At 49.3% G+C, this 20,660-nt stretch carries 21 protein-coding genes; 18 read left to right on the forward strand and 3 right to left on the reverse strand.

Features of this window, described 5'->3' with window-relative positions:
* The gene (locus tag EDM52_RS10735) at nucleotides 1-2,574 is read left to right on the forward strand and encodes a S8 family peptidase (RefSeq protein WP_122908992.1); all 2,574 of its coding nucleotides are present in this window, start codon (nucleotides 1-3) and stop codon (nucleotides 2,572-2,574) included.
* 235 nt (nucleotides 2,575-2,809) lie between these two features.
* Here EDM52_RS10735 and EDM52_RS10740 read toward each other — a convergent pair whose 3' ends face one another.
* Nucleotides 2,810-3,643, reverse strand: coding sequence for a DUF92 domain-containing protein (locus EDM52_RS10740; RefSeq protein ID WP_122908993.1), 834 nt, complete (start codon nucleotides 3,641-3,643; stop codon nucleotides 2,810-2,812).
* Nucleotides 3,644-3,797: 154 nt separating this feature from the next.
* Between EDM52_RS10740 and EDM52_RS10745 the strand changes: the two genes are divergently transcribed.
* Complete coding sequence (locus EDM52_RS10745) at nucleotides 3,798-4,232, forward strand: SRPBCC family protein (RefSeq protein ID WP_122908994.1); 435 nt, start codon at nucleotides 3,798-3,800, stop codon at nucleotides 4,230-4,232.
* A 212-nt stretch (nucleotides 4,233-4,444) separates the two neighbouring features.
* Here the strand turns inward: EDM52_RS10745 and EDM52_RS10750 are convergent, their stop codons facing one another.
* Together EDM52_RS10750 and EDM52_RS10755 are read right to left on the reverse strand one after the other, a co-directional pair.
* On the reverse strand, nucleotides 4,445-4,765 hold the full coding sequence (locus EDM52_RS10750; RefSeq protein ID WP_122908995.1) for a thioredoxin family protein: 321 nt from the start codon (nucleotides 4,763-4,765) through the stop codon (nucleotides 4,445-4,447).
* Between the two features lie 25 nt (nucleotides 4,766-4,790).
* Nucleotides 4,791-5,279, reverse strand: a complete 489-nt coding sequence (locus tag EDM52_RS10755; protein ID WP_122908996.1) for a hypothetical protein — start codon at nucleotides 5,277-5,279, stop codon at nucleotides 4,791-4,793.
* A 298-nt stretch (nucleotides 5,280-5,577) separates the two neighbouring features.
* Here EDM52_RS10755 and EDM52_RS10760 point away from each other — a divergent pair, with 298 nt between their 5' ends.
* The 16 genes from EDM52_RS10760 to EDM52_RS10835 all read left to right on the forward strand — a co-directional run bounded on the left by EDM52_RS10760 (nucleotide 5,578) and on the right by EDM52_RS10835 (nucleotide 20,474).
* Nucleotides 5,578-6,006 carry a prepilin peptidase gene (locus EDM52_RS10760; RefSeq protein WP_122908997.1) on the forward strand — a complete coding sequence of 143 codons (429 nt, stop codon included), beginning with the start codon at nucleotides 5,578-5,580 and terminating at the stop codon, nucleotides 6,004-6,006.
* 95 nt (nucleotides 6,007-6,101) lie between these two features.
* A complete protein-coding gene (locus EDM52_RS10765; protein ID WP_122908998.1) occupies nucleotides 6,102-6,977 on the forward strand; it encodes a flagella basal body P-ring formation protein FlgA in 876 nt (291 codons plus the stop codon).
* Between the two features lie 3 nt (nucleotides 6,978-6,980).
* Nucleotides 6,981-8,135, forward strand: coding sequence for a CpaE/TadZ family protein (locus EDM52_RS10770; RefSeq protein ID WP_122908999.1), 1,155 nt, complete (start codon nucleotides 6,981-6,983; stop codon nucleotides 8,133-8,135).
* 12 nt (nucleotides 8,136-8,147) lie between these two features.
* Complete coding sequence (locus EDM52_RS10775; RefSeq protein WP_122909000.1) at nucleotides 8,148-9,524, forward strand: TadA family conjugal transfer-associated ATPase; 1,377 nt, start codon at nucleotides 8,148-8,150, stop codon at nucleotides 9,522-9,524.
* On the forward strand, nucleotides 9,502-10,428 hold the full coding sequence (locus EDM52_RS10780; protein ID WP_122909001.1) for a type II secretion system F family protein: 927 nt from the start codon (nucleotides 9,502-9,504) through the stop codon (nucleotides 10,426-10,428). The genes EDM52_RS10775 and EDM52_RS10780 overlap by 23 nt, the downstream gene beginning before the upstream one ends.
* 14 nt (nucleotides 10,429-10,442) lie before the next feature.
* A complete protein-coding gene (locus EDM52_RS10785; RefSeq protein WP_122909002.1) occupies nucleotides 10,443-11,381 on the forward strand; it encodes a type II secretion system F family protein in 939 nt (312 codons plus the stop codon).
* Between the two features lie 101 nt (nucleotides 11,382-11,482).
* Nucleotides 11,483-11,698, forward strand: coding sequence for a hypothetical protein (locus tag EDM52_RS10790; RefSeq protein ID WP_122909256.1), 216 nt, complete (start codon nucleotides 11,483-11,485; stop codon nucleotides 11,696-11,698).
* Between the two features lie 124 nt (nucleotides 11,699-11,822).
* Entirely contained in the window at nucleotides 11,823-13,259 is a 1,437-nt protein-coding gene (locus EDM52_RS10795) for a vWA domain-containing protein (protein ID WP_245996779.1), read from the forward strand.
* Nucleotides 13,260-13,282: 23 nt separating this feature from the next.
* Nucleotides 13,283-14,467 carry a hypothetical protein gene (locus tag EDM52_RS10800; RefSeq protein ID WP_122909004.1) on the forward strand — a complete coding sequence of 395 codons (1,185 nt, stop codon included), beginning with the start codon at nucleotides 13,283-13,285 and terminating at the stop codon, nucleotides 14,465-14,467.
* Between the two features lie 74 nt (nucleotides 14,468-14,541).
* A complete protein-coding gene (locus tag EDM52_RS10805) occupies nucleotides 14,542-15,384 on the forward strand; it encodes a hypothetical protein (protein ID WP_122909005.1) in 843 nt (280 codons plus the stop codon).
* 28 nt (nucleotides 15,385-15,412) lie between these two features.
* Nucleotides 15,413-16,126, forward strand: coding sequence for a hypothetical protein (locus EDM52_RS10810; protein ID WP_122909006.1), 714 nt, complete (start codon nucleotides 15,413-15,415; stop codon nucleotides 16,124-16,126).
* Nucleotides 16,127-16,155: 29 nt separating this feature from the next.
* Complete coding sequence (locus EDM52_RS10815; protein WP_245996781.1) at nucleotides 16,156-16,572, forward strand: TadE/TadG family type IV pilus assembly protein; 417 nt, start codon at nucleotides 16,156-16,158, stop codon at nucleotides 16,570-16,572.
* Complete coding sequence (locus EDM52_RS10820; protein WP_122909007.1) at nucleotides 16,573-17,238, forward strand: Tad domain-containing protein; 666 nt, start codon at nucleotides 16,573-16,575, stop codon at nucleotides 17,236-17,238.
* A 48-nt stretch (nucleotides 17,239-17,286) separates the two neighbouring features.
* Nucleotides 17,287-18,597, forward strand: coding sequence for a vWA domain-containing protein (locus tag EDM52_RS10825; RefSeq protein WP_122909008.1), 1,311 nt, complete (start codon nucleotides 17,287-17,289; stop codon nucleotides 18,595-18,597).
* Between the two features lie 90 nt (nucleotides 18,598-18,687).
* Nucleotides 18,688-19,473, forward strand: a complete 786-nt coding sequence (locus tag EDM52_RS10830; RefSeq protein ID WP_122909009.1) for a DUF169 domain-containing protein — start codon at nucleotides 18,688-18,690, stop codon at nucleotides 19,471-19,473.
* Nucleotides 19,474-19,583: 110 nt separating this feature from the next.
* Nucleotides 19,584-20,474 carry an NAD-dependent epimerase/dehydratase family protein gene (locus tag EDM52_RS10835; protein ID WP_122909010.1) on the forward strand — a complete coding sequence of 297 codons (891 nt, stop codon included), beginning with the start codon at nucleotides 19,584-19,586 and terminating at the stop codon, nucleotides 20,472-20,474.
* The last annotated feature ends 186 nt before the right edge of the window (nucleotides 20,475-20,660 follow it).

Consider the following 20,660-nt stretch of genomic DNA (forward strand, 5'->3'; position numbering starts at 1 on the left):
ATGGCCGAAAGACCGTTATTAATTTTTCCACGTGCAAGTAATGCTGAAAAGGATACCCGCAATAGCAAGTTCATACCTAATAAACCAATTGTACCAAGCATTCAAAGACAAACTGAGCGATTAGATCCCCAGTTTCTTAGAGTTGAGCAAGCGTTTGAGAAGCAACGGGCATCATTTCAAAGCAACTTAACAGGTGCATTACCAGAGCAAGCTTTGGTATTTGAAACAGTTAGTACATTAGATGATTTTATTAATGCAGTAAAGAAAATCGAAGGTCTTGACTGGCTAACCGAGTGGGAAACTGACATTGCTCCTGATGATGATTTTTTTCTTCAAGAAGATGGAGTTGTCTCTGATAAAATTATTGGTGGACGATTGTTTTTAATTATGTCAGACCAACGAGCTATGAAGGAACTCAGGTCTTTGTGGCAACTGTACCAGAACCAAGAAACATTCCCTCATGGCAAAACAAAGTGGAGGGACTTATTCAAGCATTTAAAAGATGTAAGACCGTGGAGAATCAGTGATCGTTTTCATGAAACAGGGTTTATTGAAGATTGGAAGGAACGTGTTGCCGCGGCTCAAGAAACGATAAAGTTCGAGATTGAACTTTGGTATAGATCGAATGATGAAAAAAGACGAGCGTCTTCCCAAAACATCCGAAAGCTTATTGAACAGGTGCAAGGACGAGTAATTCAGGAAACGATAATACCTGAAATTTCATACCATGCTATACTAGCCGAGACTCCGATTCAATTATTTAATGATATTAACGAGAACACAGATATTCAGTTTATCCGATCCGACTCTGTAATGTTTTTTCGGCCAGTTGGACAAGCGTTAACGATTATACCTGAATCCGAAGTTTTCGAAGAGAAGATAGGAAAAAAAGCTGAAGTAGAAAATCCTAAACCGATTATCGCTTTACTTGATGGATTGCCTTTAGAAAATCATGAATTGCTAAGAGGCAGGCTAATTGTTGATGATCCTGATAATTATGCTTCTCAATACCGTCCTCATGAGCGTGTACACGGTACAGCAATGTCCTCATTAATTATTCATGGTGAATTAGATCAACAAAACGAGCCATTATCACGCCCACTTTATGTGCGTCCCATCTTAGTTGCTGATTATAGAGATTGGCGGGATACAAGGGTGGAGTGCGTTCCCGTAGAACAACTACCAATAGATCTAGTGCATCGGGCTGTTAGAAGGTTGTTTGAAGATGTTGATGGTCAAGGGGCTGTAGCTCCCACAGTCAGAATTATCAATTTATCAATTGGGGACGGGGCGAGACCCTTTGATTATGCGGTTAGTCCATGGGCAAAATTATTAGATTGGTTGTCTTACAAGTATAGAGTATTGTTTATCGTAAGTGCTGGCAACTTCACTGAAGGTATAGATATTGACGTAGCAAAAGAACAGTTAAACAGTCTGACGCCTATACAACTATCAGAGAAGGTTGTCAAATCAGTCTATAGCAATGCTCATCATCGAAGAATCTTAACTCCTTCAGAGGCAATTAATGGTGTGACAGTCGGAGCTTTGCACGATGATACCTCTATAATTACCCAGATGGGTAATCGGCGGGATATTTTAAATATTAGACCTATGCTGAGTCCAGCAAGTAGGATTGGATTAGGGTTCCGACGTTCCATTAAACCGGATATTGTAATGAATGGAGGTAGACAGCTATACGTTGAAGATATTACTGGAAGAAATCACTTTTCAGTAAACTTATCAACACTTGCACCTGGACAAAAAGTTGCTCATCCCGGTAATCAAGGGGAGCTATCCGCAATAGTTCATATGCGTGGTACTAGCAATGCAACTGCACTTACCACTCGAACAACAGCTCACATATTTGACATGCTTGATTATCTCAGGAGTTCCCAATCAGGTGGAGAGACAATTACTGATGACTTGATTGCAGTCTTAATTAAAGCTTTGCTAGTGCATGGAGCGAGTTGGGGAGATATGTATCAAACACTTGAAAAATTCCTTGGCTCAGAAAGAAGTAGAATGAAAGATAGAGTTATTCCAAGGCTAATAGGCTATGGTTCAATTGACTCTAGCAGAGTATTTGAATGTAATGCTCAGAGAGTGACTTTATTCGGTTGCAATCAATTATTAAAAGATGGAGCACATATTTACTCAGTACCTTTGCCTCCGTCTTTAAGTAGTAAAAAAATATGGAGAAAATTAACGATCACCTTAGCGTGGTTTTCTCCAATTAATTCAAACAGCCAAAAGTATCGACAAGGTCACCTTTGGTTTGATCCTCCTCGAAATGAATTAAGTGTAAATAGATCTGAAGCTGATGCTAAATCTGTTACTAGGGGAACTGTTCAACATGAGATTTTGACAGGTGATCAAGCAACACCGTTTATAGATGGTGATGTATTGGAGATAAAGGTCAACTGTAGACAAGATGCAGGTGGTTTGAATGCGGCAGTTCCCTACGGGTTAGCTGTTTCATTGGAAGTGGCTGAGGGAGTCGATGTTCAAGTGTATGATGAGGTACGCAGTAGAATTCGACCAGCAGTACAAATTCAACCTAATTCAGAACAGTGATGTAAAAGACGAGAGGGATTTTCACCCCTATCTCTTTTAATTTTTGTTTACCCTATCAACCGGTACGGTGAACCGTATCATAAGTAAAGGATAAATAAAAATACGACGGGTTCGAAAGTACCAATGCTTCTCTCGGTGTGAATTCGATATTGCCCATGTGATCTGGCGCCTTGATGAAAAAACCAGAAGGACAAGGCATCGTTCAGCGATACCATGTCTTTCCGGTTTTTTTCAATCAGGCAATGCCAAATGCCAATGCCAGCAAGACCGCCGAAGCACCACCAGCAAGCGAGCCGGCGACATTGACGGCATCGTTGTTCCAGCCGAAGCGGCCACGGACCCGCACGGCTGGCTTACCGCAGTGACGAGCCTGCTCGATTTCGCGACCACAAGCGTCACAACGGTACATTTGCTGCCATGTCGCACCGATCCAAGAATCAGTCAGCGATCCGATGAGGCCAGCCAGACCGGCTATTCCGATCCAGGCCGCTGGTCTAAGCATCTCCGCGAACGCATCTGGCGCAGCTTGACCGGGCATCGCAAGCAGCGACCATGCTACAGTGCCGATAAATAGGCCACCTGCTAGCGAAGCGCCCATGCCGAGGCCAGAGATACCACCGGACGTGCCAGGTGAAACGCGCCGACCTGTCTTGATCGATCTCGGGGGAGTCCGGCTCAAGCCGCCGATTTCCGTAGCCCAGGTATCAGCAGTAACCGCCGCCATGACACCAAGGAAGGCGTACCACCAAATCGGATGCGGATAAGCCCAATTTGCTACACACAACAGCAGCCCCAGTCCACCGTTCGCGAGCACTTGGCCGGCATCACGGGTCCCGGTTTTCTCATAACTACTCTCGGCCTCTTTCTTTGCATGCTTTTTCCACTTGGACCAGAAGTTCGACGAAACAAAAAAAGCAATGAGGGAGCCGAACCAGATCACACTTCCGAGCGCGTACATCATCGTGCCCAGTATCACTGCAGCCAGAAAGCCGGAACCGGAAAGCGACCTTTTTGAATAAGCCGCCCCCGCAATTCCAGCGCTGCAGGCAAGACCTATTAACCATACCACCGTTTTCCGCCCCCTTTGCTATTGAACTATTATACCTTAATACAGCAGGCTTACGAGAAGTATAAAGAGTCTAGTAGGACATCAGATGTCTCGACTTCCAAATAATGGACGTGGTATGATTTGAGAATACTATCTTCACATTAGGTGGTATGTAATGGGAACAGGTAATCCGGCAACGATAACCGTAGAGACGATTGTTCATTCTCCCGTCGAAAGCGTGTGGAAATTTTGGACGGAACCGAAACATATCATGCAATGGAATAACGCTTCCGATGACTGGCACACGCCTTACGCCGAGAATGATCTGAAGGTCGGTGGCAAATTCGTATCGAGAATGGAAGCCAAAGACGGCAGCTTCGGATTTGATTTTGGCGGAGTATACGATGAGGTGAGCATGTACGAGACTATCTCCTATACGATGGGAGATGGTCGAAAAGTAAAGATCTCTTTTATTCGCCAAGGCAACGACACGCAAATCATTGAGTCGTTCGATGCCGAAGAGACCAATGCCATTGAGATGCAGCAAGCCGGATGGCAGTCGATTTTAGACAATTTCAAGAAATATGCGGAAAACGCTAAAGAAGAATAGGAAACTCTCGCAGTCCTAGAAGAGCATGCCAACATCGGCATGCGTTTTTTGCTATTGCTGCGTCTAGGCTGACCTGATTGTTTTTTGCATTTTGGCTGTTTTGCTGTTTTATAGATGAATAGTAAAAGTGAGAACCCCTGGCACACCAAAAAGATGGTGAAGACAGGGGTTCTTATCATTTTTCCCAGTTTTGCTATGTAATCGATCATGGTTCACCCGAACCTGCGAACAGATGCCAATGCATCCTCCAGCTCGCCGAACACGACGATTCGCGACTGGCGATGCACCTCTTTTCCCTCGAAGAACAACAGTATGGTGGGTGCGGCAAATACGAGGAATTCCCCGCTGATTTCTGGTGTTTTTTCGATTGAGACGATTCTACCCTCTACTTCAGGATAGGCCTCAAGCAGCTTGATTGTCTTTTCCAGCGTGGCGTCACAGACTCCGCAATTCGCCATTTTTATAAAGAGTAGACTGATCGGATGGGCTTCCAGATGTGCCTTTACCTCAGACAAATGAGTGAGTAGATTCATTTCGTGTTAACCCCCGGTTGCTAGATCACTTCATGCTGTAGTTGTCTTTTTTCTTGCGGAACAACAGAAAACCTCCGCAAGCGATGAGAACGATCCCCAGAATTCCGCCTAATTGAGACGATAGCAGGTTGGCGGCCAAAAAGATACTGGCGACGACGGTCAATATCGAGATGGGGATCAGAAGGGCATGATTGCGGCCACCGAAAATGTACAATTCCAGAAGACCAAAGGCTGGACCAATAAGAAAGAATGGCCATGTACCGCTCATGTCGCCATCGAACAAGAGCTGGCTAAAGAAAAACAGCGGAGCATAGACCAGCAGGATACCTCCCGGAACCAGCAGTCCCGCCCGTTTGGGGTGTGGATTCATGAAAAAGAAGATGTGAAATCCAATCGCTGGAATCAAAAGAAATGCTGGCCACAGAACACCCATATTCATTTCGATTCCACTATAGGTAGCCAGAACAAAGATTACGCCTAAACCAATTAAAACATATCCGAAAAACTCCTTCATCCCTTCGAGCCCCTTTAGATTATTTTTCCAGCCTGCACTTTTATCAGTCTAACATACCCCTTCTAGGAGGTGATCCGTCTTCGGACTGAAATGACATAAAATAGACGGCTGCACCTGAGGCAATAAACCCAGCTGGTCCACATAACGATCAGTGAAAAGTCCCCTTTCTGCAAAAAAATAAAGAAAAATTTTGGGGGATTTGCAACAAATTATGCCAAATGTCCGTCTGTGGGTTTGACAACATATTCCAAAGGAAGGAAGGGGGATGTGATTGCTACCCGCATACATCTTCATTCCTATGATGATCATCATGGTCATCGCCGTTTACACCGATTTGCGTAGCAGGATGATTTACGACTGGCTAACGCTTCCTGGAATGGTTTACTTTTTGCTCTGCCATGCGTTTGCCCAGCCGGATCGATGGCTATCGTATGTGCTCGGGGTGGTCGTATTGGGCGGGATTACTTTGATGATGGCAGTGATCAGCAAAGGACAGCTGGGCGGTGGAGATATCAAGCTGTTTGCGGTGGTGGGTGCAGCGCTGGGATGGCAGGCAGGCTTGATGGTCATGGTACTTGCTTACCTCATAGCAGGAATAGGGGTTATTCCGGTCTGGATTGCATCGAAAGTCTTGAAAAAGCAGGGGATTGGGCGGGAAATTCCGTTAGCTCCATATATTGCAGGAGGAACAGCACTCCTGATAATGCTGGCGTTTTACATCGAGTGAGAAATAACTTTCTGGAATAAAGGGTCAATGAAGCAAGTGAACAAGACTCGTGCCCTTTGACAGCGAAGTTTTCTAAAAGGAGAGGGAATCATTGCATGCTGGAATCCAAGCGTAGAGCCATTATATTCTTGGCGCTGTCCATTTTGCTGGCGGCGGGAGCAGGCTTTTTATTTTTGAAAAAAATCAAGGACTTGAATGCTCAACTGGGGGAAATGGTAGAGATTTACGTGGCAACTACCGACATTGCGTCGCGGTCCCTGATCCAACCAGACCAGATCACAACGAGAGAAATTCCGAAAAAGTATGCAGATGATTCGTACATAACGGACAAAGCAGTCCTGAAGAACCAAGTGACGGTTGTCCCATTGTCAAAAGGCAACATCATTACAAAGAACATCATCAAGCCAGCGACTACGGTACGTGATCAAAATAGTCGTCTCGTCACCGTCTACGCTTCGGGAAAAGTCGTCTTTGACCAGCAGCTGGATGCATTGGATCGGGTTGATATTATCGTCTCTCGAGATATCAATGGAAAGCCGGCTACTGAGGTCTTCATGAAGGACGTTCCCGTCGCAATGGTCGCCAAATCCGAAGATCAATTTCGCGGTGTCGCATTGGAGATGCCGTTCGAGCAGGTTCCGGTCTTTATTCATCAGCAGCACTATGCCGATGTCATGCGGATCTTGAAAGCCAATGTAGGCAAAGGAGAGCTGGGGATTCCAGAGCCATTCTCCGAGCAGCCAGCAGAGCCTGGAGCTCCAGGTGCGACTCCCGCGGAAGGACAGCCTGGCAATCAGTCGCCTGCAGCACCTTCAGCTCCGCCAGCAAATGCAGCTACACCGCCGGCACAGACACCGCCGGAAGCACCTCCGGCAGCGCCTGCGGCTGGTCAGCAGCCACCATCCCAGCCGCCTGCATCGACACAACCAGCAGGGACTCCACCTACACCAGTTCCGAATTCGGGAGGCTAATGCATGAACACCGCTATCAAAATACTTGTCGTCGCCGACTATGAGTCCATTCAAAGTCTGTTGCGAGAATCTCTCACCCAGCGTAATGTCCACTTTACGACATCGCGCGAAGTGAAAAAGGAGATCGACCGGATTGCACCCGATGTCGTGCTGCTCGTTCAACCTGAGGATGGCACAGGGGTTGAACTGGTTCAATACATCCAGGGGGAGCTGCCGGAAGGAATCATCATTTTTTTAACGGAAAAGCAAGACTTTGCCCTGGTGCGCGATGTTGTGCGCGCGGGTGCGATCGAATACATTTTGATGCCCGACGAGCTGTCGCTGTTGACGGATCGGCTGGATAAAATCGCGGAGCTGGAGCAGCACCAACAGCGCAAGAAGGGAGCAGTTGCGACCGGAGGGGCATTCGTCAGGGGAAGGGGAAAAGTATATTCCTTTTACAGCGGCAAGGGTGGCAGCGGTCGAACACAGCTGGCGACCGGCTTTGCGCAGGCACTCAAGCTGGAGTCGACCGCCCGTGTCCTGCTGATTGACTTGAACCTGCAATACGGCGGCGTGGAAACCTTCTTCTCTCTAGATAGTATGCGTACGCTGGCGGATCTGGTTCCGGTGATGAACGAGATGAATGAAAACCACATTCGCAACGTGTCGCAGAGGGAGAGTCATTCCAAGCTGGAAGTGCTGGTAAGCCCGAGAGATGCGGAGACTGCCGAGAATATTTCCGAAGAGTTTATCACTCGACTCATCCGCGCGAGCCGACGCAGCTATGATTTTGTCATTCTCGATCTGCCAAATCATATGAATGAGCTGACGTATTCGGCCTTGGAGGAATCCGACACAATCTATTACGTCATGAATCTGGATACGCCGTCTGTACAGACCTATCGACTGGTAGAGGAGCTGTTCAGAAAGTTGCGAATCGACACCCAAGGCAGATTGGAGATCGTGGTCAACCAGGTGGGAAGAGATAACGAGCTGACCGTATCCGACTTGAAAGGATTGACACAAACACCGATCACTGCCGAAATCGTCCGCGACCATCGCGGTGTGCAGGCCGCAGTCAATCAAGGGCTGCCCCTGCAGCGAGAAGCCAATGAGAAGAAGCTTGTTCCCGCTGCCAAAGACATCCGCAAATGGGTACTATCCAAGCTGTCATAGGAGGCGAAGGACATGGCATTATTTCGACGAAAAGAAGAGAATCACGTACAGCCTGAAGAAACTGCCCGTTCGCTCGCAACTCCGCCCTATCACAATCCGTACATCGACGAGCTGGCTGATCATTACAAAGCGAGGCTCTTGCGGGAGACCAATCTGGATCGCTTGACCAGTCTGGCTCCTGGTGAGATGAGACTGGCGATCGAACGAATGGTATCGCAATACATGTCGGAAGAAAAAGTCGTCATTCCACGCAATGAAAAAGAAATGCTGCTAACCAGGCTGATCAATGAGTCTGTCGGTCTGGGGCCCTTGGAACCTTTGCTGGCTGATCCCGAGATCACAGAGATTTCAATCAACGGACACAAGGAAGTCTACATCGAAAAAAGCGGCCGACTGGAGCGAACCGATCTGAAGTTTCGCGATGAAGAGCATCTCCGCCACATCGTCGACCGGATTGTGGCACCACTCGGGCGACGAATTGACGAAAGCTCTCCGATGGTGGACGCCCGCTTGAAGGATGGCAGCCGCGTGAACGCTGTGATTCCCCCAGTCAGTCTGAACGGTACGCTTGTCTCCATCCGGAAATTCCGCAAAGAGCCGTTCGCTATGAAGGATCTGATGAAGTTTCATTCCTTTGATGAAAAGATGGCGTTTTTTCTGGAAGCCGTCGTTCAGGCGAAGATGAACGTACTCATCTCGGGAGGTACGGGCAGCGGAAAAACAACCTTGCTCAATGCCGTTTCCAAAGCGATTCCTGTCTTCGAGCGGGTCATTACCATCGAGGATTCGGCAGAGCTGAAGCTGGATCGACCCAATTGCGTGGGACTGGAAGCACGCCCGCCCAATATGGAGGGAAAAGGGGAAATTACGATTCGTCATCTGGTGCGCAACTCCCTGCGGATGCGTCCCGACCGAATTATCGTCGGGGAGGTCCGCGGCGCCGAGGCCTTTGACATGCTGCAAGCGATGAACACGGGCCATGAAGGCTCCCTGACTACGGTGCATGCGAATACGCCGCAGGATGCGTTTAACCGCTTGGAGGGAATGGTCATCATGGCCGGTATGGAATTGCCTTCCTCGGTCATTCGCGAATACATCGTCAGCGCCCTTGATTTTATCGTCCAGGTCACGCGCCTATCGGACGGAACACGGAAGATGATCTCGATCTCAGAGGTGTACACAGGGGCTGACAAACAGATTGAAGTCAATGAGATTTTTCGTTTTCAACGCATCGGCATCGGCAAGGATGGGGAAGTGCTCGGCTATTTTACGCCGACCGGCATTATCCCCCGGTGTCTGGAACGGTTGAAAACCTTTGGCATAGAGATCGACGAGACCTTGTTTCAGTCAGCGGAGGTGAAAAGACGTGAGCATCTCCATCCTGTTTAGTCTCTCGGTATTGCTGGGCATTTGGGGCATTTATGAATACCTGGGCTACCGGGCGAAGAAGACGGAGTGGAAAAAGAAGGCCGAGGAATGGTACGACGTCAAATCACAGCGTAAAAGCTTCCTGCTCGTCTGGGGGGATCGCTTTGACCGTACTCCTCACGCACAGGAGATTCAAAGCAAGCTCATCAAGGCCAATATCTCGCTCGCACCCTCTGAGTACTACGGCATCATGCTGGTGGGCTCATTCGGATTAGCCTTCTTTTTCAACAATGTCGTAGGCCTGAAATTCCCCTACAACCTGGTCGCGGGTACAGCCAGCATGTACATCCTGCAAAACCTGCTGTTCATCGTCCGACGCAACAAATACCAGGAGAGAATGAACGATCAGCTATCGGACGTGTGCCGCCTGCTCGCCAATTCGCTACGGGCCGGACTAACCCTGACACAAGGGATTGAGATGGTAGCCAGAGAGATCCCGCAGCCGGCAGGCATGGAGTTCAAACGAATGGCGCGTGAGCTGCAGCTGGGTGTCAGCTTTGACAAGGCTTTGAGCGATATGGAAAAGCGCATTCCGACGAGAGACTTTCGGATTTTTGCAGCGACGCTGTACATCCAGCGGCGTGCCGGGGGCAATCTCAGCGAGGTGCTGCAGGAGATGGCAGAGACCTTGGAGGATCGGCGAATCGTCAACCAGGAAATCAAGACGATGACGGCTGAGCAACGCTACGTTTCCATCCTGGTGCCGATCATGCCCATCGCTTTGGTGCTGATGATGAACACGATGAACAAAGGCTTTATCGATCCGCTGTTTTCCGGCTTTGGGTTGATTTTGCTGGGGGTATTTATTATCGGGACCATTTTGTCCTACGTTCTGGTCAGAAAAGTGACCAACATAAAGGTGTGAGAAGGGTGTGGCAGATGGATGCTTGGATGATTACCTGTCTGTTTCTGTTCTTGTTGTTCTTCGGCATTTTTTTAAAGGAATTCTATCGTTACTCGGTCGAGAAGGAAAAGCTGATCAACCATGTGCATGAAAAAACGGACATTCGTGGTTATGAGATTCGCAAGCGGGAGACGGCTTCCGAAAAGTGGATCAAAAAATGGCTCGCATACAGTGACGATTACTCTGCTCTCGGACAGCGCATCAACTTTTTCAGTGAATCGCATGAGGTGGAGGAATGGCTGCTAAAGGCAGGACGCCCGTTCGATCTGAGCGTGGAACGGTTTCAGGGTACGAAAATTCTCATGGCTCTGCTCGGGGTCATTGTTGGTACGGTTTTCTTCGTTCTGGGCTTTCCCTTTGGGCCCTATGGCTTGATAGTGTGGCCATTGGTCGGCTACTTTCTGCCGATTATCCTGCTGAAAAATCGGGCAAAGGATCGACAAAACCAGATACGCTACGATCTGCCGGAATTTCTCGACACGGTGAGTGTCACCCTGCAGGCGGGGGTCAGCCTCGATCAAGCGCTGCGAGCGGTCATCCAGTTTTTCAAGGGCCCGCTGCAGGAAGAGTTCTCCCGATTCAATCAGGAGCTTGATCTTGGGGTTCCTCGTGAAAAGGCGTATGAGCAGTTGCTGCGGCGCAATGACAATCCCGAGTTTCAGATGCTGATCAAAGCGTTAATCCAAGGAATGCGGCTGGGCGTACCGATTGCGGTTACCTTCAAGATCCAGTCGGAAAACATGCGCCGCATCCGCAAAGAACTGATTAAGGAAAAAGCAGCGAAAGCTTCACCGAAGGTCACGTTGATCACGACGTTTGTAGTGGCGCCGACAGCCATTGCCTTGATTGGTGGGCTGATGGTTCTGAACATTTTGGAGAGCACGACCATGTTTTCGGATGTGTTTTCCAGATAGGGCCAAGCCGGAGAGGAGGTGATGCCCCTCATCAGGAAGAGCACAATGAAGATTAGTACTTATCACTTAAAAAATGTAAGCCATGAGGGGAGTAGTGAATGATGATGACAAACACAATCCAAAAGTTTTACGCGAAGATGAAGGTTTCATTGAACAATCAAAAAGGGGCACAAGCGATTGAGTGGATTGCCCTGGCTGGCGTCATTCTCGCTGTATTCGCTTCGATTCAAGTGTTTTTCAAGGGAGATACTGCTGTCGGTACTGCCGTTTCCGATACACTTTCGAACATCATCAAAGGCATTAGCGGTGGAGAATAATCCCTGATCAGCCTGTAGGGGATGCTGGCAATCAGACATCTGCTTTGTCAGCATCCTGCCATTTTTTGTCCTTTATACATATCGAGGTTAGATAAAAAGAAGAAAGATCAGGAGGGAGAGAGCGTTGCGGAACCAATTTTTTGTCATCTTCCTGGCTTGTGTAATAGGTTTGTACGCCTGTTCTACAGATGAAGGAGCACCTGCAGGCACGAACGGCTCTACAACTCCAGCACAGCCAGAGGATACCCAGCCTGCACAGCCAGGCGTCAGCAATCCTGAGGATCAATCACCACCGGAGTCATCCTCCAGCAACAGGGAAAAGCAATTGGCTGAACTACGTGCCCTGATCCCAGAAGGGCTGACCAAATTGCCGCAAACAGCTGAGGATTTTTACAGCATGCCCGTTGGCCGCTTTGCCGGCGTCTCCTATGGGAAGCAAAGAGAGGCGATTGAACAGGCCATCCAGCAGCTTCCCGATATAGAAGACCCAGATCCGGAAATCATCGAGCTTTATTATCTCGCGCTGCTTGGCATGTTTGCTGAAGATTATCCCGAGCCAGAGGAGATCATCAATCAAATCAAGCTGAATTCGTTCGGGAGTCCGGAAATGGATGATCCTCGCTTTCAGTTTAAAGAGCAGTACAATGTGATGATTGTGCTGGATGCCAGTGGAAGTATGGGAAATATGGCCGGAAACAAAACGCGGATGGAAGCGGCCAAAGAAGCCATTCGTGCTTTTGCTGCCTCACTGCCTCCGGAAGCACGAGTCGGGCTGCGTGTCTACGGGCACGAGGGTGATGGTTCAGATTCGAAAAAGGAGCTATCCTGCAGCAAAAGTGATGTGATGTACCCGCTACAGGCGTATGACACACAGAAGCTGGACGGGGCACTGGCTGAGTTCAAGCCGGCTGGCTGGACGCCCATCGCCTTGGCACTGCAGCAAGCTCAGGAGGATTTGCAAGCATTTAAAGGAGAGAACAGTACCAATATCATTTACCTCGTCAGTGACGGGATTGAGACATGCGGGGGTGACCCTGTGGCCGTTGCCGAACAGTTGGGCACCTCAGACATAACGCCGATTGTCAATGTCGTCGGCTTTGGGGTCGATGGGGAAGGACAGCGTCAGCTCAAGGAGGTAGCAGAAGCAGCAGGTGGACGCTACGTGCTGATTCAGGATCAGGATCAGCTGCAAAAGGAGTTTGACCAGGCCAATAAAATCGCACGCAAATGGAACGAGTGGAAGAGCGGTGCAACCTACGAAGCGTTGTCATCGAACCTTTCCCAAGCGGTTTCCATCAATATATACGGTTCGAACTGGTACCGATATTCGGTCGTGGAAAGCTACAACTTTCTTTCCGCGTTCAACGATTTAAAAAGGTTCAAGGTTTTGAGCCCGGAAACCATTGCAAAGCTGGAAAAAATGGAGGCCGAACAAGAGAAGCTCATCGTCAAGCACGGCAGAGAAATGGAAGCCTTCCTGAAAAAGTTCAATGAAAAGTCCTACAAAGAAGCCGTAGCAGCGATCAAGCAAGCCTATAAGGAAAATGTGACAGGAAATTAGTTATCGCACTGGAGGGTTGCGATGTGGGCAAAAGAGGAAGAAGACCCTGGTTGGCCGGAATCTTCGCCCTGTTTATTCTTTTGATGCAGGTTTTCCCGATGATCGTGCTGGCGGAAGGTGCAACCTTGCAGGCACCTTCCATGCAGGTGCCCCATTATCAGGCTCCTGACCTGAATGCACCAAACGGAAAAACGCCATCGCTGGAAGGCGTTCAATGGGAGGTGCCAGATCTGGAGCCTCCACCGGGAAGCCTGCCCCAGCTGGAAACTCCGAATTATCAGGCTCCTGATTTGCAACCTTCGGGTGGAAGCATGCCATTGCTGCAATCTCCTGACAGTCAGGCACCCGGTCTGACTCCTCCGAATGGGAGCGGACCTGTGCTGCAAACTCCGGGAGGAAATGGTTCTACAGGAGGAAGCAGTAATAGCGGCGGTGCACCACAATTACAGCCACCCAGCCTCAATCCGAATGGCAATGCCGGCGACAAGCCATTTGGAGAGACGCTTGGCTATAAAATGATGGAGCTTTCCTTCAAGGATGTGGTTGGCGATACGTTGAGCTATACCGCTGACTTGCTTAAGGAAGGGGAGGTTTCCGCTGGTGGCGGAGCGGGTGGATACGCCAAAGTCCTGTTCACGCTCGGTCTGAAGGGATTAGACATCGGCTTGCAGGGGACAGATTACGAGAATTATACGGGCGGTGCGCTTGATCTTTTGGGGGCAAAAGGCGCTTATGACGGCTACAAGTTCGTCGTGCAGCAGAGTGCCAGCTCCCTGGCAGGAGGAGTAAACGCCCAACGCTCCATTACCAATACCGTTCAAGGAGCGTCAGGAGCCGTTCGTGTACCTGGTATCGTCTCAGGATTAAATGCAGGCGTTGCTGCCATCAGCCTGCCTTTTGACGCCTACAACACGTATACGAGTTTTGGGCAGGCATTCGATCCCAAGCTCAGCGAAGACAAGCAAAATGAAAAGTTCGTCGATGGGGTCGGCAGCTTGGGAAGTACGTTGATGGATGCCGGCATTATCGCTTCTGTCATTCCAGGCGGACAGACGGTAGGGACGGTGCTCTTTGTCGTAGGCGGTGTCCTTTGGGGAGGAAGCAAGCTCGTCAAATGGGCAAACAAAGCGACGGGTGGGGCCGTGACAAAATGGATCCGAGAAAAAACAAGCGGGGCCATCGGCTGGGTGAAGTCCATCTTTTCGTAGCGTGTAGGAAAGTACGGAATCTTTATCGTATACAAACAGCATGAAATACATGACTGAGTTGGGGGAATGGTCGCATGATCGTGAGAGAAACAGCACAAGTACGAGAACAGATTCAAACCTATAAACGCTTTCTGGAAAAGCCGGACTTGTTTAATCATGCGGCATTGCTTGATGACCAAACCTATTACAATGTCCAGTATTGGCGATGGGGGAAAAACGAGGCGGTCGGGTATTTGATCCTGCGCAGCGATGGAAGTGTACCGCCTCGCTCCGAAGCCATTTCCGTCGTTCACTTGTTCATGTCCCATAACAACGCAGCGGTCAACTTCACGCAAAAATTTGCTGTCGATAAGGAGAAGCCTGTATGGATGTACCAGCAAAAACGGGATCATCTCTGGGCCCTTCTCCCGGCATGCGAGGCGCAGATGGATACACAAATTCGTCAGGATGCAGCTGCTGTCATCGAGATGTGCGAAGAAATGGTTGGAAGTGTGGATAAGCTGCAAGCGATCTTTGATCGGGGCATGCGCCATCACAATCAAATGCTTTCCCGCAACTACGTGACCCCGGAAGACGAGAAACATATGCGTGACGCTTTGATTGAATCGGATTATATTCTCTACCGCAGACTGAAGAAACAGGTAGAACTACAAGGTGCTGTGGATCGGCTGTATCATTTTTTTCATTCCTACCAGCATGATTTGCCCAGGGAACAAAGAGAGGCTGTCAAAAAGCTGACGGCTCTATTGCGTGACTATAAAAGGGATGAGATCAGACGAATCATGATCCAATCCGTTCGGGACATGGAAGTAAGTGGCTCACCTTATCGGAATGTTGATGAGATGAGGCAGGCTATCGGAGAAAAAAACAAAGAAATCTTTCAGAACCAGGTCTTTTCCATTCTGCGCAATCCTTAGCAGAAGAGGAAGGTAAGGAGGGCCGTCTGTGAATCCATTCAAAGAAAGCGTTCATTTTTACACGCGTCATATTGAGTCGCTGTTGATACTATCGGCTGTTATTGTGCTTCCGTTGCTGCTTTTGCACAACATGACGATCAACTACGTCCATTTTCTGGCCGTCCTGACGGGCGCTCCTGTGGTAGCCAGTTTCTATAATCTCTTTTTGCTGCTGTTGTTTCTGACATTGGTGCAGATCGCATTCGCGCAATTCGTCATCAGTGAAAGAGAAGGGGAGGAAAGGCCGCTGCGCAAGGCATTCCGTATGTTTTTCGAAAATGGATTTTCCGTATTTCTGTTCGGGATCGTCTATGTACTGGCGGTCTGTATCGGTCTGCTTTTGTTCGTTGTGCCGGGAGTCATCGTGCTGATCTTGTTTTATCTGACTCCGTATTTGACCGTCATGAAGCAAAAATCGCCTTGGCAATGCTTTCGGTCAGCTCTGGAAATGGGAAAGAGGCACTTTGTTCCGATCCTGGGCTTGATGATTCTGACGAGTGCGATTCAATGGCTGATCAGTTTGATTGGCATGGCGTCTGTGACCTTTGTTACGACCAGCTTCGGAGCCATTTTTTTCACGCAAATTCTATTGACGGTGCTGATTTTCCCCTTCATCGCCGTATTGTTTACGATGTATACCTACAAGTGGAGTGCTGAAAGTGTGCGAGCCACAGAAACAGAAGGGCTGGCTGTGGAAGGATAAGCGCTCTGCCAACGGAGGTGACTTTTCTCATGAGCATGCTAAGTCGGACCATAAAAAGTGAAAAAGGCTCTGTGACCGTGGAGTTTATTGGCATTCTGCCCTTCGTCTTTTTGATTCTGCTGATCCTGTGGCAGTTTTTGACGGGCGTGTACGCCGTGATCATCGCGCAGTCTGCAGCGAACGAGGCGGCAAAGGTGTACGCCATCACGGGGAATTCCGGGGAGGCCATGAGTGCTGCGCGACAGATCGTCAGCTCGGCTGGGGGAGGCATTTCCTACAATGGATCAAAATCCGGAATCAAGAATGAAAGTGACAGCTATTTTACAGCACAAATTGGCGTAGAACTGGATTTGTTTTTTATTCCGGAGTTCATCAAGGAAAACATGAGTGAGGAAGACAAGGTCATCTCACTCAGCCGTGAGCTGCGGGGACGGGTGGTCCATTAGATGAGAAACGCAACGGAAGTGTTACGCGACCAACGAGGCAATATGACGGTGTTTGTGCTGACGATTTTTTTCTTCTTCTCCCTCGTCATGTTCACCCTGCTGTTCAACATGTCCACAATTTTTGTAGACAAGGAAGTCGCTGCCAATAGTGCGCAGCAAGCCAGCTTGGGTGCGACGCAGATCGTGTACGAAGAAATGGAACGGGCCATTAAAGCCTATGATGATTCCATCAGGCTTTTGATAGATCCGGTATTTATTTGGCCGTTGGTGGAAATCGCGGAGTCGCACTATCGCCGGGCCTATCCGAGCTGGTCAGAAAGTGAGGTTCGATACCACGCGATTGATCAGGTGCTTAGTGCCTATATCGTAGGCAATCTGGAGCTTCGCGCCTATGTCTGGCGCCACTTGGCGATTGCAGAGCGAGAAATTCCTGGTACGGTCGGAAGCATTCTGTCCTCGAACGGTGCGGTCAAGAGCGGGTCACGAGTGAAGATGTTCAATAGTGAGCAGCGGATTGAGGTTCGGACCTCTGTCCGCTATGAGAGCGAGACGTTCGGGCTTGATTTTTTATCCAATCATCACAACGAAATTGAGCAAACCGCAGAAGGGCGGCGCATTCGCTTTGTAGAGGTACTCCGTTGGGATGATGTCCACCTTTCCTTATAGAGAGAATATACGGACGGGCTTTGTGCAGCGAAGGAGGCGAGGAGTAGTATGGCATGTACAGGTAAATGGCGTCACATTCTGAGCGGCTTGGTCCTGACCTTGTCGCTTTGCGGCTGTTCATTGGGATCAGCTGTAACAGGCTCAGCATCGGGAATTCCAAGCATGCCACAGACGACACAAGAATTAATTGGTGCCGAGCCGGGTCCATTGTCTGGCACACATTTTTATCAGGAAAACTACCCGCATCGGGCACAGATCGCGAAAGTTCTGGATCAATTGCCCCCGATCATCGACGGAATGGACTCCTCGATCGCAGACGTATACTGGGGACAGCTGCTGACGTTGTTTGCAGAAGACTATCTGACTCCACAAATGGTCGTGGATCGCTGGCGAATGGCTTCCTTTGGCAGCCCGGATGTGGGCGATGCCCGTTTTTACTTTCGCGAGAATTTTAATGTGCAAATCATTCTGGACGCGAGCGGCAGCATGAAGGAGAAAATCGGCGACAAGACCAAAATGGAGCTGGCGAAGGAAGCAATCAAGGAATTCGCAGAGGCTCTCCCACAGGAAGCCAAGATCTCGCTGCGCGTATACGGGCACAGGGGCAGTGGAGCTGAAGCTGACAAACAGCTTTCTTGTTCCAGCAGCGATCTGGTGTACCAGCTGCAATCGTACGATGCGAAGAAGCTGGACAGTGCCCTGAAGCAGTTCGAGCCCAATGGCTGGACCTCTATCGCCCATTCTCTGCGGATGGCGCAGCAGGACATGTCTGCTTTTCACGCCGATAAAAACACCAATGTCATCTATCTGGTCAGCGACGGTATCGAGACCTGCGATGGAGATCCGGTAGCAGTCGCGAAGGAACTCTCGCAATCTGACATCATGCCGTTGTTGAACGTGATCGGTTTTGATGTAAATGCAGAGGGTCAGAAGCAGCTAAAAGAAATCGCCACCGCTTCGGAGGGCTTGTACGCCAACGTGACCAATCGAGAGCAGTTCAAACAGGAGCTGGAACGGGCGCGTGAGATTGCTCTCAAATGGGAGCAGTGGAAAAAAGACGCCTTGAGTGAAGCGGATGCCGTCCTGATTGACCGCAAGAAGTGGATTGATGCTTATGATCGGGACTGGTACGAGAAAAACTGGCGTGAGAGCTTGAATATTGGGGCAGCCATCGACTATCTGGTTGCGACTGGGAAATTGGGTGCCGAGGCTCGCGAGTATCTGGTCGCGAAGCGGCAAGCCAGAGAATCGTTGGTCACACAGTCCAAGGATGAGCTGGTGCATTATCTGGTCAATCTGACGACGCAGACGTACAGTGAGATGCGTGTGGAGATTGAGGAAAAGTATAGCGGGGGATGACGACTTCCTATGCAGCACCATACAGATAAAGGATTTTACCTCGTATAGAAAGAAAGAGTGGGTATGCGCTCGAAGCGAGGAGGATGGAAGATGAATGTGAAGGATTTGAACCATGCCATTCAAACGTATGTCAGAACCGATACGTTCCCGGTCGGAATCAAGATCGTAAAAGCAGAAGCCGATTTGCCGGAAAAGACAAAACGACCCATGCGCGATCTCGGCTATCCGATCACGATCTGTCAGGCAGTGAGCTTTTCCCGCCGCTATGGCTGGAGCATAGCCATGAACGGATCAGATTTGTCCTGTCCGATCGCACAAGTAGCGTTTGGCTACGAGCCTGTGCTGCCTTTTTATTCGGAAGGCCATCTTGCCTGCGGCATGTATACCGATACCTTGGAAGCGGGGCAGCTGAGTGAGCAGGATGTTCCTAAATTCTCACAGGAGGAGAGCGGATACTACGTCTCCTATCCGCTGGAACGCGCTTCGGTAGATCCGGATGTCGTCGTGATTTACGGAAATTCAGCCCAGGTGATGCGGCTGGTGGCAGGCATGCTGTACAAACGAGGTGGTTCTATTCCTTCGACGTTTTCCAGTCGAGCAGACTGTGCGGATATTGCGATTAAGCCTCTACAGACAGGAGAGCCACAGGTCATCGTGCCCTGTTACGGGGACAGGTTGTTTGCCCAGACACAAGACCATGAGATGGCGTTCAGCTTTCATTACAGAGATGCAGAGGAACTGGTAGCGGGGCTTGCGGGTACCCAAAAAGGCGGTGTTCGCTATCCGATCCCTTCCTATCTTCGCTATCAGGCGGAGTTCCCACCGACTTATCAGAAATTGAGTAACATGTTTGCTGAGAAAGAGGAAGATTCCTGACGTGTATAGACGTCAGGATTTTATTTTTAGTTACTTGAAAGTTCAGACAAATACTCGTATGATAAGAGAAATATCGATAAAAAAAATCTTATCGAGAGAGGGAAAAAAAGATGAAAAAAGCGCTCGTTATCGGTGGAACGCAGTTCTTTGGAAAACGTTTGGTGAAAAATCTGATCGACAGCGGCTGGAATGTCACAATAGCGACGAGAGGTAGGGCCTCAGATCCTTTTGGTGACAATGTTCAGAGATTGATCATCGACCGGGAGGACAAGCAATCTCTGGAAGCAGCATTTGAAGTAGAAGACCTGTTTTATGATTGCGTGTTCGATCAATCCTGCTATTCGCCCCAGGAAGTAAAAGACGTACTCGATGTTTTGAATGGCAGGATCGGTCACTATGTGTTTACCTCCACGATGTCTGTTTACGATTACGGTACCTTCAAGCAGGAAACAGAGTACGATCCGTATCGCTATCCAATCGAGCTGAAGTCACGCCGAGAGTATTCCGGGATCCCTGGGTACAAGGAGGCGAAGAGGCAATCGGAAGCAGTATTGTTCCAGCTTGGAAATCTTCCAGCTACTGCCATTCGCTTTCCGCTTGTTGTCGGGGATGACGATTATACCGGGCGCTTTCAATTTCACGTGGACAGGGTAAAAGCTGGGGAACCGATCGGTTTTGCCAATCCGGAAGATCGCCTCGGCTACATCACATCCGAGGATGCAGCAAGATTCCTTCAGTTTGCCGCGGAAGAAAAACTGCAGGGACCGTACAACCCAGGATGTGCAGGCGACCTTTCGCTTCAGGAGCTGGTCGATCGGATCGCTGCTGCATCCAACACAGAAGCGATTGTCATCACCCCGACGGAAAAGGAATCCACTTCCCCATATAATGTGGGAGGGTCGCTCTCTCCCGATGTGAGCAAGGCTGAGGCTGCCGGTTTTGAATTCCGCAGGCTGGATGACGTCTTGGATGAATGGATTGGACATTACCTGCAGAAATAGGTCATTCACATATTCGATGTATCCATACAGGCCGGTCGAGACACGAACAAGTGTCAGATCGGCTTTCTTTTTTGCGAATGCCTGAAAAACATGTCATAAAATGAAGGATTATGTAAGGAGATCGAGAAATTCTTACTATATAGATGATTTTTCCAGTCATAATGAGTCGAAGAGAGGGACGAGGCT

This window comes from Brevibacillus invocatus, assembly GCF_003710915.1.
GTDB classification, from domain to species: Bacteria; Bacillota; Bacilli; order Brevibacillales; family Brevibacillaceae; genus Brevibacillus; species Brevibacillus invocatus.